General features: G+C 58.4%; 12 protein-coding genes and 4 pseudogenes. 6 read left to right on the top strand and 10 right to left on the bottom strand.

Translation table 11 applies throughout. From position 1 onward, the window contains the following. Positions 1-166: 166 nt before the first annotated feature. From HB778_RS35180 to HB778_RS35170, 3 genes and pseudogenes are all read right to left on the bottom strand, one after another. The gene (locus tag HB778_RS35180) at positions 167-1210 is read right to left on the bottom strand and encodes a LysR family transcriptional regulator (RefSeq protein WP_244662078.1); all 1044 of its coding nucleotides are present in this window, start codon (positions 1208-1210) and stop codon (positions 167-169) included. 410 nt (positions 1211-1620) lie between these two features. Further along, positions 1621-2976 carry an alpha,alpha-trehalose-phosphate synthase (UDP-forming) gene (locus tag HB778_RS35175; protein WP_183465462.1) on the bottom strand — a complete coding sequence of 452 codons (1356 nt, stop codon included), beginning with the start codon at positions 2974-2976 and terminating at the stop codon, positions 1621-1623. Positions 2977-3390: 414 nt separating this feature from the next. Further along, positions 3391-3629 (bottom strand): annotated as a pseudogene (locus HB778_RS35170) (DDE-type integrase/transposase/recombinase); the annotation flags it as partial. A 209-nt stretch (positions 3630-3838) separates the two neighbouring features. Between HB778_RS35170 and HB778_RS35165 the strand changes: the two are divergent. Continuing rightward, a complete protein-coding gene (locus HB778_RS35165) occupies positions 3839-4537 on the top strand; it encodes a transposase (RefSeq protein WP_183465461.1) in 699 nt (232 codons plus the stop codon). Between the two features lie 4 nt (positions 4538-4541). Here the strand turns inward: HB778_RS35165 and HB778_RS35160 are convergent, their stop codons facing one another. After that, positions 4542-5525 carry an IS5 family transposase gene (locus tag HB778_RS35160; protein WP_183465460.1) on the bottom strand — a complete coding sequence of 328 codons (984 nt, stop codon included), beginning with the start codon at positions 5523-5525 and terminating at the stop codon, positions 4542-4544. 462 nt (positions 5526-5987) lie between these two features. On the opposite strand from HB778_RS35160, the pseudogene HB778_RS42100 reads away from it, so the two are divergent. From HB778_RS42100 to HB778_RS42095, 3 genes and pseudogenes are all read left to right on the top strand, one after another. Further along, positions 5988-6206: pseudogene (locus HB778_RS42100) on the top strand (insulinase family protein); the annotation flags it as partial. 52 nt (positions 6207-6258) lie between these two features. Next, positions 6259-7317: a class I SAM-dependent methyltransferase gene (locus HB778_RS35155; RefSeq protein ID WP_183465459.1), complete on the top strand. Its 1059-nt coding sequence runs from the start codon at positions 6259-6261 to the stop codon at positions 7315-7317. Between the two features lie 355 nt (positions 7318-7672). Further along, positions 7673-7859: pseudogene (locus HB778_RS42095) on the top strand (transposase); the annotation flags it as partial. Between the two features lie 129 nt (positions 7860-7988). On the opposite strand, the gene HB778_RS35150 reads toward HB778_RS42095, so the two are convergent. The 3 genes and pseudogenes from HB778_RS35150 to HB778_RS43610 form a co-directional block, all read right to left on the bottom strand. Next, on the bottom strand, positions 7989-9419 hold the full coding sequence (locus HB778_RS35150; RefSeq protein WP_244662068.1) for an FAD/NAD(P)-binding protein: 1431 nt from the start codon (positions 9417-9419) through the stop codon (positions 7989-7991). Continuing rightward, positions 9416-9865, bottom strand: a pseudogene (locus tag HB778_RS35145) (LLM class flavin-dependent oxidoreductase); the annotation flags it as partial. The gene HB778_RS35150 and the pseudogene HB778_RS35145, both read right to left, overlap by 4 nt. After that, entirely contained in the window at positions 9835-11520 is a 1686-nt protein-coding gene (locus tag HB778_RS43610) for a DUF4158 domain-containing protein (protein ID WP_432421282.1), read from the bottom strand. The pseudogene HB778_RS35145 and the gene HB778_RS43610, both read right to left, overlap by 31 nt. A gap of 194 nt (positions 11521-11714) precedes the next feature. Here HB778_RS43610 and HB778_RS35135 point away from each other — a divergent pair, with 194 nt between their 5' ends. Together HB778_RS35135 and HB778_RS42085 are read left to right on the top strand one after the other, a co-directional pair. Next, positions 11715-12287, top strand: coding sequence for a recombinase family protein (locus HB778_RS35135; RefSeq protein WP_183465458.1), 573 nt, complete (start codon positions 11715-11717; stop codon positions 12285-12287). 351 nt (positions 12288-12638) lie between these two features. After that, complete coding sequence (locus HB778_RS42085; protein ID WP_244662067.1) at positions 12639-12815, top strand: hypothetical protein; 177 nt, start codon at positions 12639-12641, stop codon at positions 12813-12815. A gap of 369 nt (positions 12816-13184) precedes the next feature. Here HB778_RS42085 and HB778_RS35125 read toward each other — a convergent pair whose 3' ends face one another. From HB778_RS35125 to HB778_RS35115, 3 genes are all read right to left on the bottom strand, one after another. Next, complete coding sequence (locus tag HB778_RS35125) at positions 13185-14273, bottom strand: radical SAM protein (protein ID WP_183465457.1); 1089 nt, start codon at positions 14271-14273, stop codon at positions 13185-13187. Then, entirely contained in the window at positions 14270-15523 is a 1254-nt protein-coding gene (locus HB778_RS35120) for an APC family permease (RefSeq protein WP_183465456.1), read from the bottom strand. The genes HB778_RS35125 and HB778_RS35120 overlap by 4 nt, the downstream gene beginning before the upstream one ends. Positions 15524-15773: 250 nt before the next feature. Continuing rightward, positions 15774-16520 carry a YqcI/YcgG family protein gene (locus HB778_RS35115; protein ID WP_183465455.1) on the bottom strand — a complete coding sequence of 249 codons (747 nt, stop codon included), beginning with the start codon at positions 16518-16520 and terminating at the stop codon, positions 15774-15776. Positions 16521-16835 lie beyond the last annotated feature (315 nt).

Here is a 16835-nt window from a genome sequence, read left to right as displayed (position 1 = left end):
ACACCCTGAGAATCTGGCCTGCGAGAGGCTTGACGCGGCCGATCGGCGATCGAAGAGGATGGTCTTGGTTTGTGTAGATGGCTAAAAGTGTGAATACCTTCTCGTTAGGCCAGATCGCCGAAAATCCTCATAGCAGATGCTCGCTCGAAGTCGGGGCGCGTCGGTTTCACTGCGTTGGCACAGCGTCGCCTCCCGACGGACAAGACGAAGCATCAGTCGTTTGCCCTCTCACTTTCGATGCATGCGTCGGCTCTGTTCCCGCCAACGCTGCGACGGCAATCTTGTGGCGGAGCCAGTGATGCTCTGGGTCGCGATGGCAACGCTCGTGCCAAATCAGCCCAACCTCGTAAGGCGTCAGTTCCACCGGCGGATCGACAATCGCTAGGGGGAGCAAGGCGGCGATCCGTGTCGCGACGCGGTGTGGTACAATCAGCACCAGATCGGTCGCCGCGATGGCCACAGCGGCCGTCAGGAGGTTGGAAACCAGCACCGGATCGCGATCTTGGAGGTGTAACGTGACCAGTTCATCATGCACCCGGCCGAAGCCGTCCTTGGAATCCGAGGCAATGGCGGCCTGGCGCAGGCCAGCGAAGGTCTCCATCGTCCATTCCTGCGCGAGGGCTGGGTGGTCGTAGCGTAGCAGGCAGGCGAAGCGGTCAGTATAGAGCCTGCGCCGAAAGAAGCCCGGTGGAGTGCCACCGATCTGCCCAACGGCCAGATCGATCTCGCCTTGCTCAAGCCGCCGGAGCGCGCCGGCTAAAAACGAGCCGGTGACGATGTCGAGATTAGGCGCGTGCTCGCGCAGCAGGGGTAGGAGAGGCGGCAGCAAGATCAGCGCCTGGTGGTCGGGCATCGCCATTATCGTCTTTGATCGCCATTTCCCCTGGCGGTTCACCATCCCGCGGAGCGCATCCAACACCGGCGGCAGCATTTGGGCCAACCGTTCGGCCTGCGGCGTCGGGACCAGGCCGATCGAGCCGCGAACCAAAAGATCGTCATTGAAAATGCCACGCAGCCTTGTCAACGCTCGGCTCATCGACGGTTGGCTCAAGCGCACGTGCCGAGCCGCATGCGTGACGTTACGGTGCTCCAGCAGCGCCTCAAGAGACAACAGTAAGTTCAGGTCAATGGATGCCAGCATTTGCTGTTGCTGTGCGGCGCGAGGGCCCTCGACGATCAGTCGTGGCCGCTCACGCGTTTTTGAAGACATCTGCCGACTACAAGAGAGCTCATCCATATGTTTTTCCTATGTTTTAATACGGAGTGTACTCAGGCTGACGTCTTGAGATCTGGCGTTTCGGTGTAGGTCGAGCCTGCTTAGCACATCAGCGATGTCGCCAACCGGGTCGACATGTTCAATACGCCCGGTCTCGATCAGCGAAGCGATGACAGTCGAATGCACGACGACGGACCCGTCGACGAGAGCCCTTATTGCGGATTGGCTCAACAGGCTTGATGATGTGGCCGCAGCCGCGAGTCTTCGCCTCGCGTGCCAGCACAATCGGCTACGCCCCAACTGGGTAGTTGGTCTGCAATCATCGCCATCGGGGTTACCACAGCACATTAACCACGCCTCGGCGAGGCCGGAATGCTGCCTGATTCACTTGGTCGCGGTCAGCCTCATACTGGTAAGTCCGCCGCCGCGAGCTTGGCTAGAAAGCCGTCGCACCATCGATAGACATCGTGGCCGATAAGACTGATCTTCATTGCGTTCCAACGCTCTTTCCTTTCCTGTAACGACATGCGAAAGGCCGTTTCCGTGGAGGCCGCCACAGCCTCCCGGTCATAGGGATTGACGCGCACCGCTCCCTCCAACTCGCCAGCGGCGCCGGCAAATTGCGAGAGCACGAGGACGCCCGGATTCCTTGGGTCTTGCGCAGCCACGTATTCCTTCGCCACCAGATTCATGCCGTCGCGGAGCGGCGTCACTAGACCAACGCGTGCCATTCGGTAGAGGCCGGCCAGTTCCAGCGGGCCATGGGAACGATTGCTTTTGCAGCGCCAGATAGGCCGGAATTTCCCGCGGGATTTCGGGGTAATCTGCAGCAGTAGCGTCTTGCGGATGCGATGGCTGTTACGATCAAGGAAATGGCGAAACGCTACGATGCGCTGATCGATGCCCTTGGAATAATCCAATCGGTCGACGCCAATGGCGAGGTCATAGCCTGCAGTCCTCTTGTAGACTTCCTGCAGGTCCCCGTCGCGCGTCGCTTGCTCTGCGAGGCTCTCGAACTCGGCCGTGTCGATACCGATTGGAAAAACCCCGCAGCGAAACTCCCGCCCTTGGATTAGGCAGCTACGGTCTTTCATGAGACGCCCGACGCCCTGGCGGCGTAGACATTCGGCGAAGTTGTTAAGATCGTCATCGGTTTGAAAGCCGACAAGGTCATAGAACGAAAGCGCTTCCAGCAAGCTTTCGCAGACCGGCACGGTGGCGAGGATGTCCGCCGGTGGCCATGGTATGTGCAGGAAAAAGCCGATCCGGTTGCGGCAGCCGCGCTCGCGCAGTTCTTTCCCTAGAGGGATCAGGTGATAATCCTGCACCCATATGACGTCGTCCTCGCGGCGGAGCGGCATCAAAGACTCTGCGAAGAGTCGGTTGACGCGGTAATATCCTGACTTTCTCGCGTCGTTATATTCGGCGAGGTCGACACGGCTGTGGAAGACCGGCCAAAGAACCCTGTTGGCGAAGCCGTAGTAATATTCGTCCAGATCCTTCTGCGAGAGATCGGCAAGGGCATAGGTGATGCCGTTGGCAGCCTCCTGCACCGTCAACATCTGGTTCTTCTCGGCGTTCACCTTCCCCGACCAGCCCATCCAGAGGCCGCCTTGTCGCTTGAGCGCGGCGTTCAGCGCAATGGCCATTCCGCCCGGGGGCAGTGAGCCCTGCTCGTCGGGCAGCGCAACCCTGTTGGAGACGATGACCAGTCTACGGTCTCCACCACCGTCCCCACCGACACTGATAATGTTCTTCATGGTCACTCCTGTTGACTGCCGGCTTTGGCTCCGATCACAGCCAAGTTAGGGACGGTCAGCAGGTGGGACAATCTCATCAGGCGTATGGCAGAATAGCGCAGACAAATAGGCACTAAGCGGGGCAGGAACTGAGCTCCCAAAGCTTCGGTTTTTGGATCATGTTTCTCCGTAACCGGCCGATTGTTACCGCGGTGATTTTGCTTTGATGCGCGCGATGAGCTCTTCGTCGACAAAGCTGTCGAAGGAAGTCGTTCCACTCGTCGGTCGAACGACGAGCATGGGCGAGCGTTTGTCTCAGCTCGTCAATCCCATCGTCAGTGAGAGCGATGATTGCCTCGTCCGTGCCATCGTGGACGCTGATGGGTTCTGTTGCAAATTTTCGTTGAGCCGAAGCAGTTGAGATGGCGGGCCGTGCTATGCGGCAGCAAGGATGTCGAACTGCTCGGCCAACGACGGATTAGGATTGAAGGCAAACCTCGCCTGTTGCCTGCGCATCTTGTGAACCATTTTGATGCCGACGAGGATGATGCTGGCGGTTGCGGAGACTTGAATCCGAGCATCGGCCGCACGCGGCGCTTGATCCGCCGGTGGTCCTGTTCGATCCGGTTGTTATCAGGCATGAATAGGCGCGACGCGCCAATCCGTATTTTCTTGCACGGATGGATCGACTACCGTCCACCTACCGGGATTGGGGTGTCGGGAGCACGCATGGCGGGCAGGCCGAAGTACCTGATGAACTGAGAGTTCGAGTTGTTATCTGGCCGCCCCCTTCGACTTGCCCGGTTGCGCTGCGAGCGCGGATCCGTAGTTGTCGTGTAGCCCGCCGGCTCCCATGGTTGCTGACCCTGGAAAGGAGCCGGGAATGAGAATCATTGCCCTTGATGTTCACCGATCATTCGCCCAAATGGCGATCTTGGAGAAAGGCAAAATCCGGGATGCGGGGAGGATCGATCTTGAACGCAGCCGCCTGTTGCAGTTCGCCATGAAGCTCAAGCCGGATGACGAGATCGTCATCGAGGCAACAGGCAATACAAGTGCGATCGTGCGACTATTGTCGCCTTTTGTGGGCCGCGTGGTTATAGCCAATCCGATCCTGGTCCGGGCCATCGCCTGGGCCAAGGTCAAGACCGACAAGATCGACGCGGCAGTGCTGGCGAAGCTTCATGCGAGTGGCTTTCTGCCTGAAGTCTGGATGCCGGACGAGGAAACCGAGACGCGTCGTCGCGTGGTGGCCGAACGAAACGCAGCTCGTCTCCCAGATGACCCGTCTCAAAAACCGAATCCATTCCGTTCTGCACGCCAACCTGATCCCGACACCCGCCCTACAAGGGCACCCTGTTCTCAAAAGCGGGGCAGGGCTTGGCTGGAGGCTCAGCCGCTCGCCGAGGATCAGCGCCGTGTCGTCCTTCGCCATGCCGGTGAACTCGATCGCCTTGGTGGTGAGCTTGCACAAGTAGACAAGAGTCTCGCGCAGACGGCCCTCCAGGAGCCTCGGGTCAAGCGACTGATGAGGCGTTGGTGCGCGGATATGAAATCGAACGCATTTCGATCGTCGACGTAGTTGGTTATGCCTGCGTGACTTGACGCCGGATAGACTCCGGGCGTGCCCATGCCAGCATGCGGTTGAGAACGATGCAACCGATGGCAACCTCGGTCTGTTGAGCCGGAAGAGAGCGTGCTCGCAGGCGCCGTCCGATCAGCCCCTTGTATCGTCCGATGGCTGTTTCGCTCAGCGCCCGCTTGCCGTAGCCGGTGGCTGCCTGCCATTTCAGCCGACCGTCGCTTGCGATTGCGGCAATGTGCTTGTCCCTTTGACCAGGCGGTCCGGCATCACCGCTTTCCACCGCCGTGGAACGCGGTGGAATGACGATGTTCGCGGTTGCGCTGTGCTGCAGGATAGACCGATAGGTTGGCTTGCCGTCATAGGCTCCGTCGGCTGTGAACTGGTCGATCTCGCCGTCGATCTGATCGAGCAGCGGTGCCACCTGGGAAGGATCATCCGTGTCCTGATCTGTCAGCCTTTGGGCAATGATCGCGCCACTTTTGGCATCCACTGCCAGATGCAGCTTGCGCCAGTTGCGACGTGATCTGGCGCCATGTTTCTGCTCCAGCCATTGCCCGGCGCCGTAGACTTTCAATCCCGTGCTATCGACAAGCACATGCAGCGGGCCGTCCGGCAGCGGCGGGTTTCGTCGGGCTGGTGGCTCCCACTTCTGTGCCCGACGGCTCAGCGTCGTATGATCTGGAACTGGGACTTTCAGCCCCATGAGATCCAGCAGCGAGTGGAGCAATCCCTCGGTCTGGCGCAGCCGCATTGCCAAGACGCAACCCAGCGTCAGCGCTGTCTCAATGGCGAGATCGGAATACCGGGCTTGGCCGCCGCGGGTCTTGCGTCGCGGAGCGCGCCATCCCGCCAGTGCCTCCGGCGTTACCCATAAGGTCAGGCTACCACGCCGGCGCAGACCTGCTTCGTAGTCACGCCAATTCGTCACCCTGAATTTCATCTTTCCGACGTGATGACGACGATCTGCGTTGTGTTTGTACGGCATGGCACTCAAATCAAGCTGATTTCGATCCTGCCTGCCTATCGCCAAACCGTTGACAAAGGATCCATGCACCAACGCTGCGTTCAATTGATCTGGCGCCTTAAATGGCAGGAAGGCCTCGCGGCCGGTTCGAGGCGCATCCCTCCTCCGAAGCAGCATGCGCAAGTATCCTCACAAGCCCCGAACGCTTCGCGTTCGGCGATGTCCAATTTCCGACAATGTCGGATACAGTCAGATCTACTGGATTGCGTTTGAATGGTTTCTCCTTTGGCACAGTACATGCTCGTCATCCGCAAACACGTGACCGACCAACAAGAAGTCGCATGATCACCTCACCAAAACATACAGCCGCCGCGGAACAATCACTTTGCCCCGAACTTGCTTATCGCCCGTCCCGTCACCACAACCGGAGCCATCGATGTCTGACGGGCTGCCCAGGATACCTACTGCGACCGCGCTTGCCCGGTGACGAACGCTCCGGCTCCGCCCGTTACCGACGAGGGCAAAGTGACGGATTTCCTGCTTTTCAACGGCATGGAGGTGGTTGTCATTTCCGACCACCGCGCCGGTCGCCACTCATATGGTCTGGTTCAGGATCGGCAGCGCGGATGAGCCGCGGGGAAATCCGGCATCGCGCATGTCTTCGAGCATCTGATGCTCAAGGCGACGGCCAATCACGCCTCATGACGAGCAGGGCTCCATCGCCTGGAAAGATTGAACCCAAAGGGAGATTCCAATGTCTGAAGCGAGTCAGGAAAAGTTGGACGCATTCTTAGGGAAAATGGTCGGCGATCTCGGTGCGATCGCTACTGGCGCGGGAGTCGTGCTGGGGGACAGACTCGGCCTGTTCAAGGCATTGCGCGAAGGCGGCAAGATGACGGCCGCCGAACTTTCGACACGCACCGGCACCCAGGAACGCCTTGTAAGGGAATGGCTTTCCGGGCAGGCGGCGGCGGGCTACGTCGACTACGATGAAGCGAGCGACGAGTTCTATCTCAACGCCGAGCAGGAGCTGGTGTTCGCCGATGAAGATAGCCCGGCCTTCATGGCTGGCGCATTCGAGTTCCTGTCCGCGCTGTGGCTCGATGAAGAAAAGGTGAGGCAGGCATTCCAGTCCGGCAAGGGCGTCGCGTGGCACGATCATAGCGCGTGTCTGTTTCGCGGTACGGAACGATTCTTCCGTCCAGGCTACAATGCCAATCTGATCGACTCCTGGCTGCCGGCCTTGGAGGGCGTCGTCGAGAAGCTCGAATGCGGCGTGGACGTTGCGGATGTTGGCTGCGGTCATGGCGCATCGACCGTGCTCATGGCGCGTGCTTTCCCCAATTCGCGCTTCGTCGGCTTCGACTATCACGCCCCGTCGGTCGAGCGCGCCCGCAAGGCCGCCGAGGAAGCCGGCGTCGGCGCCAACACGCGCTTCGAGGTCGCGGCCGCCAAGACCTATCCCGGCACCTATGACCTCGTCGCTTTCTTCGATTGCCTTCACGACATGGGCGACCCAGCCGGCGCCGCCACCCATGTCCACAGGTCGCTCAAGCCGGATGGCACGTGGATGATCGTCGAGCCGTTCGCGCATGATCATCTGGCGGCGAACCTCAATCCCGTCGGACGCGTCTACTATGCCGCGTCCACGTTCCTGTGCACGCCTGCGTCCGTGTCACAGGAAGTTGGGCTCGGGCTTGGCGCCCAGGCCGGCGAGGCGAGGCTGCGCAGGGTGGTGACCGGCGGCGGCTTCAAGCGATTCCGTCGCGCCGCGGAGACGCCATTCAACTTGGTGCTGGAGGCTCGCCCCTAGCCGTCGCTGGAAATTGCAGCTCATCGCATTTGGCGAAGATCGCCGCCAAATTCGGACGCACGCTATCGGGCAAATTTTTCAAGGCGTCACTCACCCCGTATATCAGATTGGGAGTTGGTAGACGTCGACAGTAGTGAAGGCACACGCAGCCAAGCTCGCCGCCTAAGGTGCTCTCAAAGAATCCGATATCCGAATGACACGCACCGGGCTTCCGGGATTTTATGCAGAGATCCCTGCCGAGCCGCCTTCTCTAAACCACTGACGTCGATGTCCGGCGGCAGATTCTTTCCATCGCTGCGGCCACAAGGCAGCAGCCTCGCTGTAGGCGGCGTCCCGCCCAGGGCTTTCTCGACCCACTTACCTGAAGGTCCGCCGCGGTGGGCTGATTGTCTCGGGTCGCCGTCATCATGGCGGCTGGCGCCAAAGCGGACCGCCGGTGCGAAGTCTGGGCATGGAGATCGGCACCTCGGAGGTCGAGCGGATCTGGACGGAGTTTGAAGGTGACCCGCCGCAGCCTTCACAACGTCAAGCTCGTCCTATCCGGCGACAAACGCGAACAGCGCCAGGAGCGCCACGCGACCAGTCGCCTATTTATCAACTCGAATGCCCTTTCCACCTTCGCAAATGCGCTCGGTCAGTGCCATCTGGATAAGCTCATCGTGTTTGCAGCTTCACGACGCCTTGCGGCGCGACGCCGTCTGGTATCCTAGCCATTGGTGAATTTCGTGGGCGACGAGCTCGGCATGCGCAGTGACTTCGGGAATTCCCATCAATTCACCGACGCTGCCACGCGCCAGCGGCCCGCTGACGAAAATGCTGTCGATCGGCCGCCCGGATGCGCCGACTGCACGGCCGTGCGCATCGGTCTCCAAACCAAGACCATTCGGGTCTAGCCGGACCAGTCCCATTCGCCCGAGAGCGGCGATCGCCGGGTTGGTCCGGAAAATATCGGCATGCGCCGGCCCGGTAGTGACGACCACCCTGTCGAATGTCTCTGTGGCCTGAGTGGATTCGCGCCTTGGCCGCAGCGTGAGGCGAATGCGCCCGTCAACCTGCACGGCGCCGGTAATCGATGCGGCACGGTAGGCGAGCGTTCCCTCGGCAACCCGGCGATCGAGAGCGGCCGCGACCTGTGGCGCGATGCGAAAGCGATGCACATCCCACAGTGCGCGCAAATGGCGCACGAGGCGGCGTTGCTCGCCGAGCGGCAGGGCCTGCCAGATGATTTGCCCTTGTCGCCGGACGGCATCGAGCACCGGGTGCCAGCCTTCGCCCTGCTGCGCGGCGGTCGCGATGGTCGACCGGATACGCCTGAGCAGCGCTGTGGCGCTGCGTGAAGGCAGGCCGGCGAAGTCGCCGATCGGATCGACATGCGTAGCCGCATGGCCTCGCGACCGGTAGCCATGGCGCGAAAGTGCTGTGATGCGACCGCGATGGCCATTGCGGTCGAGCGTCGCGATGACATCCGCCGACGTCAGTCCGGTGCCGACGACCAGCACATGGTCGTCACATCCTATCGCTTCCAGCCTTTCGAGATCATAGGGGTTGGCCACCAGCCCGGCTGCGCTAGCCACGGACTGCAAGGGCGATGGCAAGGCCGGCGGCGGATGCGTCGTCGCAATGACCAGCGCGTCGGCTGCGAGCGTCCCACCATCGGCGAGGATCAGGTGGTAGCCCTGGCCACTGAGCTCGACTGACGCGACCGCGGACCTGACATGGCGGATCGTTTTGCCAAACAGTAACGGCTGGAGATGCGATTCCACGTAGCGCCCGAAAACGCGGCGCTGGGGGTAGAGCGCTCCATTGGCGGCAATGGCCTCGGGATCGTCGACAATGGCGCCGGTCTGCTCCATCCAGTCGGCAAAGTGGCTGTTCTGGCCGGAGATCAGCGTCATCCTCGACGCCGGCACGTTGATGCGGTGTGAAGGATCGGGCGTCGAATAGGCCAGACCATAGCCGAGTCCCTCGCGGGGTTCGACGACCACGATATCGGCTGCACCGGCGGGCAAAAGCCGCGCCAGATGAAACGCGGTCGCCGCACCTGAAAAGCCACCGCCAACAATCGCGATGACCGGTCCGTTGCCCGTTTCGCTGGCACTCAAGATTGGCTCGCACGCAGCGCCGACGGGCGATGATCGCCGGCCACGGTCTCGCCGAACGGTCCCATGTTCACAGTCGTCGGCCGCGTCGAGATTTCATGATCGAGCGGCAACAGCGGCAGCACCAGTTCGCCGAAGCGATAGGCTTCCTCCAGATGCGGATAGCCGGACAGGATGAACGTATCGATGCCGATGCGCCGGTATTCGTCGATCCGTTCCGCCACGGTGGCCGCATCGCCGACCAATGCGGTGCCGGCGCCGCCGCGCACCAGGCCGACGCCGGCCCACAGGTTCGGGCTGATTTCGAGCTTGTCGCGGCTGCCGCCATGCAACCGGCTCATGCGCGACTGGCCGACCGAATCCATGCGCGCGAAAACCTTCTGGGCCTCGGCAATCGTCTTGTCGTCCAGGCGACTGATCAGCCGGTCGGCGTCGGCCCAGGCCTCGTCATGTCGGGGAATGCAGCCTTGTGCGGGGTGACGTTGAAGCCGATTTCGGTCAACTCGACATCGTCGAGTTCTCCGGCCTCTGCCAGCTGCGCGAGGTCGGAGAGTCCTCTATTCAGGATCGTCCGCTGGTTCTGGAGGTAGGTTTCGACATCGGTATCGACCGCGACCGGCAATGGCCCTTCCTCGCGCATCAGCTCGAACGTTGGCGTTGGAATGAGAAAGCTTTCGAATGACTGGAAGCGCTTCGATCCCTCGACCCAGATATCGCCAGCATCGAGCCGGCGCTTCAATTCGCTGAAGACGCAGAATTCATAAGCTTTGCGGTTGATCCTGCCATCTTCCAGAACAATCGGTAGCCATCCTTTCGGCGCGAAGGAGATGGGCGCTCTGGCCGGGACGTTCCGCTTGCCCGACCGGTAGAGATCAGTGATCGTCGCCAGGGCTCGCAAGAGATTGGCTGCCACGGCGTGGCCGCGGAACACGAAGGTCGAAAGGAATTCCGGCGCCATCTTTCGGATTGTGGGGTAACGGGAGAGCAGATCAGTCTTGCCGTCGACAACATCAGGGGCGATCAACGTATCGATCGCCTGCACGCTACTGATGAATTCGCGCCATTGCACGGTGCGGTCGATCGCCGAACTTACGTCTTCGCCATTGTCGTTGGCATTGATAATGACATGGCAGACCCGCGACACTTCCTTCAGGGGCTTCTGGAGTTCACGAACGGAGCGCGTGACCCTTTGTGCCGCCTGATTGTCGGCGCGCCGCGTCAAAGCACCGATCAGCTTCTTGAACATATCCATGGCGCAATCGGTCAGGTTGCGGGATAGGTGCAGCGCGGTCGCGGCCAGCACGGCGTGGCGCCGCTCGGGATTGAGATCGCGAAGATGCTGGGCGCTCATCCTGCTTCCTTCCGCGGAAAGCTCATCGAAAAGCTTTACCGGAATCCGGTCGGCCAACTCCGCCGGCAAGGCGAGAGACCGTAGCAGTTTGACCCGCTCGGCTATTCTGTCGAGATTGACAGCGTTCGGCGATAATGATGGCGCCCGCAACCATGCGAGAGTGGTCACGGCCGTGCCCTCGCGCATATCCAGAAGGGCGCCGAGGTCGGCTTTCTGGTGTTGCGACAGGCCATTTGAGAGTGCCCGATGAGCGATCCGGACGCCGCGCCGGATCGCCACATGAAGGATGGTTTCCAAAGCAGCGCGCGTCGGCAGAAGGATATGCCGGCGGCGCAGTTCCTCGAACACCATCTCGGCCAGAGCATCGGCGCGACGCATGGTCTGGGCGGCCGGGGTCAGCCAACCGGTCAGCGCCCGAACATCAGCTGGCGAAAACGGTCTCGCCTTCAGCCGATCGAGGAGCATGGCCAGGTGCTCTCGCCGCGTTTGTGGTCGCTCGAAATATTCATGAATGTCTCGATGATCGACGCCGATTTGCCGGGCCAGATATCGCAGCATCCCTTGTGGAGGAATCTCATTGTCCGCAAGGGCGCGACCAGGATAGCGAAGTGCGGCCAGGACGCAGGCCCGCCCCAACCGGTTAGGCGCACGATTTTGACGAAGGATGAGATCGAGGTCCGCCTGGTCCAGCGTGTAGTGCTTGACGATCTCCCGTTCGTCATCCGGCATGTTGATCGCTTGCTGCCACCACATCTCGCTTAAAAGGGTTCGTCGCGCCATTCCCCCTACTCCACTCGTTCAACAAGAAGGTGAGGATCGAAGCGCGATTGGCCTGTCCGGGAAACGTTCCTTATACGGTATCCCCAGAATTTGTCCGCACACCTTGCTCTATGATGGCAAATCGGACAGAGTCCGGAATGAACGGGAAAGCGGACAATGAGACCAGAATGGCAGCGATCGGCTATGTGAGGGTTTCGACAGGCGAACAGGATACCGCCTTGCAGCTCGATGCCCTACGCAAGGCTGGATGCGAAAAGATCTTCGAGGACCACGCTTCCGGCGTCAGGACGGATCGGCCTGGACTCGCCCAAGCTCTCAGCTATGCGCGTGAGGGCGACACAATCACGGTCTGGAAACTCGACCGGTTGGGTCGCTCGATGAAGCACCTGATCGAAATCATCACCGACCTGGACGCGAAGGGAGTCGGCTTCCGGTCCATGACCGAGAATATCGATACGACGACGCCGGGCGGAAGACTGGTCTTCCATCTGTTCGGAGCCTTGGCTCAGTTCGAGCGAGATCTGATCAGAGAACGTACCAGGGCCGGATTGAAGGCAGCCGGGGATCGCGGCCGGCGCGGCGGTCGGCAACCTGCCGTCACCCCGGAAAAACTGGAGAAGGCTCGCCAGCACATGGCAGGCGGATTGAACGTCCGTGAAGCAGCCGCTCGTGTGAAAGTCGGGAAAACCGCGCTCTATGCAGCCCTCAAAGCCGAAACCAAATCCCAGTCCAAATCCTGAGTTCGTGCTACGTTCTCAAATGTCGGACAGATCCAGCACTTTCGTGTCGTGAGGCCAAGCTGTTTCAGGAACTTTTCTTTCGTTCCTTTGCAAGGCGATCATTACCGATGGGGCCTCGTTGCTGCTCGATTTCCAGTCCTTCCTTACGGAAACTGGCAACCTCACTTACCGTGCAGGCGGCCAGGCGCAGCGATACAAAGCGCTGACGTGCACCTACCAAAGCTACCTTCTCGATAATGGGGCAGGCGGATATTACGACTACGGAGCAATCGTTCTGCGGCAGATCGGTTCAAAGAGCACTTCCTCGAGCTGAACTCCTCTTGCTCATCGACGCACTACGTCAACCTCGACATGGACTACACCGAGGTCACCAATCTCGTTCAGACCCGTCGGATCCGCAAAGGTGGCCCCGATTACGAAAGCTTCCAGGAGCTGGTGAATAAGAACTCCACAGACCAGTTCACAAGGGCCAAAAACTTCTTCAATGTCGGTTCGACGCCGCAACAAGACATCAGGCCGCTGGTTTGATCCTCTGCGAAAGCAACTCACCCCACCAACGGCGTGGATATGGGCGAACGTCGAGTTCATCGTGAACGCAAATGTCACCTGCAGGAATTCGCACATCAAGAAACAATGCGGTAAACTGTCGTAACAATTTCACATTTTTGCAAAAGTTTTCTGCGAAAGCTTTTACATTTCCGATCGCGTTAAGATGCTATATCCGTTCGCGTACACTCCCACGTTAACCCGGATAAATTTTTTCATTTAGCATGACTTGAGCTTAGCGCGCGGACGACTTTCTCTCTTCGCGCTCCCATACTCCAGCTCCGTCAAACACCTTCGTCTCAGCGTCTACCAAAGCGGCAGCCGGCCATGTCGCACCCTTCAGCCCTACAATCACTGTTGTTTCCACAGCATGAATTCGATCTTGCCTGGGACATCAAGATGCTCCGGAAAATCGGGAAAGGAAATGGGCTTGCCGTCGCGGACGAAGATGGCGACATCATTGCTGCTATTCGTCGCAACATAGTTTTCGCGCCTCATTTTTCCACCTTTGGAGTCGAACACAAATCGTGTCGAATTGATCCATGATGGTGAAATGAAGTTAAGATGATCAGCGATCTGCCAGACGCGACCCAAACGCACGCGGAATGCTGCAGAGAAGTTGATGGGATCTGGGATGAAGATTGAGAGGTTGCGTACGCCAATCTCGTCAAGCCTCTCCAGGAGCCGACTGAGAACTACATGATGATCATTTGTGTTGCGCAACAACGGAAATTGATTGTAGAGCCTGATTCTACGCCGTCGAAGATCTTCGATCTTTTCAGATACATCTGTGCAGATTTCATACGGATGCACAATGTGAAACACAACGCGGATATTGTGCGTCGCAAAGATTTCAATTTTCTCTGGTGTGAAAGCATCCGGTTGATACACAATAGCTCTCGTATGAATACGGATTGACTTTACCGATGGAACCGAGCGAATCCCCTCCATGATTACCTTAAGCCGGGATGTTGGCAGGATCAACGGATCTCCGCCTGAGAGGATCACCTCCGTGACCTCTGGGTGGGTGCGTAGATATTCGAGCAGCTGCCGCAGATCTGCATTCTGTCCATTTCGCGGGTCAACGGCATTGTTCTCTGTAAGCACGTCTGTTCGGAAACAATACTGGCAATGCCCGAAACACTTCGAGGTGGGTAGGAACAGGATGCGGTCGGCGTATTTTCTGATCATGGACGTTTTGTTCGTATCGCCGAGCGCATTTGATCGGTCATCGACGAAGTCGTTCACCTCATTGGGAGCCCTCAATGAGATTTTGTCCTGCGTTGGAAAGGACGCTCGATGAAGCGGCCCCAGATGATTGCCTAGCGCCTCAACTTCTTCCCTGATTTTCATTTCATAGAATGGCGTGACCTTCACGGGCAGCAGTCCCTGCTTGATCGAGATGGTCTTGAACGCCTCATTGATAGTGGACTGGTTCATGTTAGTTCCGCTCGATTGTTGCGGTTCAAAAAAATGGCAATGAGGGCGATAGATGCAATATAAGGGAGAGAGACTCCGGCGCCGAGTATGATCAGCACAGCGGGAATGACAATCACAGCAGCGAGTAGCCTCGAAACCAATCCTTGCCTGAGTCGGACCAGTGCAACCGCCGAAACGACGTAAATGGCAAGAAAGTTCATTCCGGCCAAGCTGAACATTAATTCGATATTGAGCAGCCCAATCTGGTCACAGGCGACGACTATGATCAGGGCTGCAGCCACGCAATAGACACTGTTGCGAGGGGCACCATGGTGCAAGCAACCGAGACTGGCGGGAAGGAAGTGTCGTCTGGAGAGGTAGAATACCAGCCGTGAGACGGCCACAACTGACCCGAAGAGATTGGCAGCGACCAGCGATGCGCCAAGCACGGGAACCAGCCAATGTGGAGCGGAAGGTGCGATTTGCGCCGCAGCCTGGAATATTGGCACATTGAAGTTCGACTTAATATCAGCGATATGCACGAGCGCCGCGCTGCCGACGTAGACGGCGCAGATCAGAATAAAGGCAAAGACCATTGCTCGGCCAAAATCCCTCTTAGGATTCCTAAAATCCGCGGCCAAATGGGACGCGATCTCCCAACCGGTGAAGGAGAAGAAGATCAGCGGAATCTGGCTCGCAATCGACGGGAAATCTGAGGGTGGACCGAAGCGGACACCGTTGGCCCGTATTGCCAGCACGATTAGCACAAAGAGAGCGCCTACCAAAAGCGATAAGGACCAACCGCCCACCAGCTTCACGCCACTGCGGAAGGTCTCACCGGCGAACAGAGCGAAAAAGCCAGCAAGCAAAATAAGTAGCGCCGCAATCAGATGAACATCAACACCGGGCCAAGTTAGCTTTTGTAGGTAGGCCGAACCCACAATCGCGATAGATGGCAAGCCCAAAATTACTGCTCCAAGAAAGAGCATTGACACGAGCAGTTCAAGGTATTGGCCAAAAGCAAGTTTAGCGTAGTACGCAACACCGCCGGCACTCGGATATGCACTGCCTAAGATAACCATCATGGCGAGGATCGGCGCAGAGAGCAGCGAGCAAGCAAACCATGCGTAGATGCCGTCCGCGCCAATTTTTGCGAACACTAGTCCTGGGAGAACAAGAATGCCGGATCCAAGGATCACTATAGCTATAAGCAAACTCCCTGAGGCGAGTCCCAAATGTCCCGTGAGTTCGTTATCGATAACATCTTTCATAATACCCTCGGAAAAGGTAACCTAGCTCGCTGTAGTAGTCACACAGATCGTGCATCGCCGACCTACTGAGACGAGTGATCTCATTCACGAGTATGTCGTACGGGCATCGCCCCCGGACTCTCACTTTCAAGCTGTTGGTTCTGCTCGCCGTCTAGACACGACGCGGCACATCTTCAAGTATAACTCAGCACTAAAGATGACGGTCAAAATATAGGCGGGGCGAATGGCGAATCCGCTGGTGTACTGCCAATCATTTGAAGTGCAGAGGGCACTCGATTGGGGCCTCCTCATTGTTGTCGGGGATCATGTATTGCGGCCACTGCGCTTCGCCGAGAAGGTAAGACCCCAGCAACGGGCTGTGTGCAACATCGTCGTAGATGTCGATGTTGCGCCTGATCGTTGCTGTTATGGCTCTGCCTTTCCGATCAGCGGGAGCAGCTATGTCGAATATCTTGCGCGGATTTATAACGAATGCCAGCCCGGGGCCTAGGTTTCTACTTTTACGAAGAACATGCCCTGGATGACTTACATTCACGAAAAGTTCACAGCCGTCAAAGCACATCGTCCAAGTATGATGCGCAGGATCCTTGGATACGTGCGCAGGCCAAGTTCCGTGATCCTCATCCAGTAAAAACTGCATCGCTTCGATGAATACCCTCTTGAAATGATCTGTGGCTGTAAGAGTGGTTATTGGCTCAAAAAGCACAAGTAGTGGGCAATGGTGGTTGAGGTCGATGGAGCGAATATCAGTGTGTGCGATGTAGGTGCGTAGTCCAGAAGCCAACACATTAAGGTCATATTGTGAAGTCTCGAATTTGTATGGAATGAGGAGGAAGCGTAAATTGCCTCGTTTGACCGCATTCTGCCCGAAAATACAGGGAAATTTAGGGCGGGTTCCTGTCTCGGCTTCGAACTTCGACAGAACGTGCGAAATCGCTGCGTGGCCCCACCAGAATTCAGCCGTGAGGTTGGCAAGTTCTCCTTGATTGATCAGCATGTCTTTCTCCCAACTCGCTTTGGTAATCCGTTGTTGGAGTTCGTTGCGCAGGCGGATTTGTGCAATGCGGCGTGCATGTATCCGATTGCCCGCGAGCCGTGCTATCGCCGTCACCGCCTCCCGCCGAGAGCTGCGCTCACACGGTGTCTCTCCGCGCGGCTCAATCCGGCAAAACGACAAATCAAAGCCGGGGCCTGAAAACACCTGCTAGCCCGTCCTATTCACGAGCGGCCTGGTTCCTTGCCGCTTAGCGTTCGGTCATGAAGGTGTGAGGCGTCTTTTTCACCGCAGCTGAGACTGGACTTTGGAACGCGC

The sequence above is a fragment of the Mesorhizobium huakuii genome, from assembly GCF_014189455.1.
Classification (GTDB): domain Bacteria; phylum Pseudomonadota; class Alphaproteobacteria; order Rhizobiales; family Rhizobiaceae; genus Mesorhizobium; species Mesorhizobium huakuii_A.
Note: the sequence above shows the minus strand (reverse complement) of the source record. Positions and strands in the feature narration are given on the sequence as shown.

What these genes read in the sequence shown, in the direction of transcription:
- HB778_RS43610 (WP_432421282.1), bottom strand. Translation starts at nt 11,520, where the DNA reads ATGTGGTGGCAGCAAGCGATCAACATGCCGGATGACGAACGGGAGATC.
- HB778_RS42085 (WP_244662067.1), top strand. Translation starts at nt 12,639, where the DNA reads ATGGACTACACCGAGGTCACCAATCTCGTTCAGACCCGTCGGATCCGC.
- HB778_RS35120 (WP_183465456.1), bottom strand. Translation starts at nt 15,523, where the DNA reads ATGAAAGATGTTATCGATAACGAACTCACGGGACATTTGGGACTCGCC.
- HB778_RS35125 (WP_183465457.1), bottom strand. Translation starts at nt 14,273, where the DNA reads ATGAACCAGTCCACTATCAATGAGGCGTTCAAGACCATCTCGATCAAG.
- HB778_RS35180 (WP_244662078.1), bottom strand. Translation starts at nt 1,210, where the DNA reads ATGTCTTCAAAAACGCGTGAGCGGCCACGACTGATCGTCGAGGGCCCT.
- HB778_RS35155 (WP_183465459.1), top strand. Translation starts at nt 6,259, where the DNA reads ATGTCTGAAGCGAGTCAGGAAAAGTTGGACGCATTCTTAGGGAAAATG.
- HB778_RS35160 (WP_183465460.1), bottom strand. Translation starts at nt 5,525, where the DNA reads ATGCCGTACAAACACAACGCAGATCGTCGTCATCACGTCGGAAAGATG.
- HB778_RS35135 (WP_183465458.1), top strand. Translation starts at nt 11,715, where the DNA reads ATGGCAGCGATCGGCTATGTGAGGGTTTCGACAGGCGAACAGGATACC.
- HB778_RS35165 (WP_183465461.1), top strand. Translation starts at nt 3,839, where the DNA reads ATGAGAATCATTGCCCTTGATGTTCACCGATCATTCGCCCAAATGGCG.
- HB778_RS35115 (WP_183465455.1), bottom strand. Translation starts at nt 16,520, where the DNA reads ATGCTGATCAATCAAGGAGAACTTGCCAACCTCACGGCTGAATTCTGG.
- HB778_RS35175 (WP_183465462.1), bottom strand. Translation starts at nt 2,976, where the DNA reads ATGAAGAACATTATCAGTGTCGGTGGGGACGGTGGTGGAGACCGTAGA.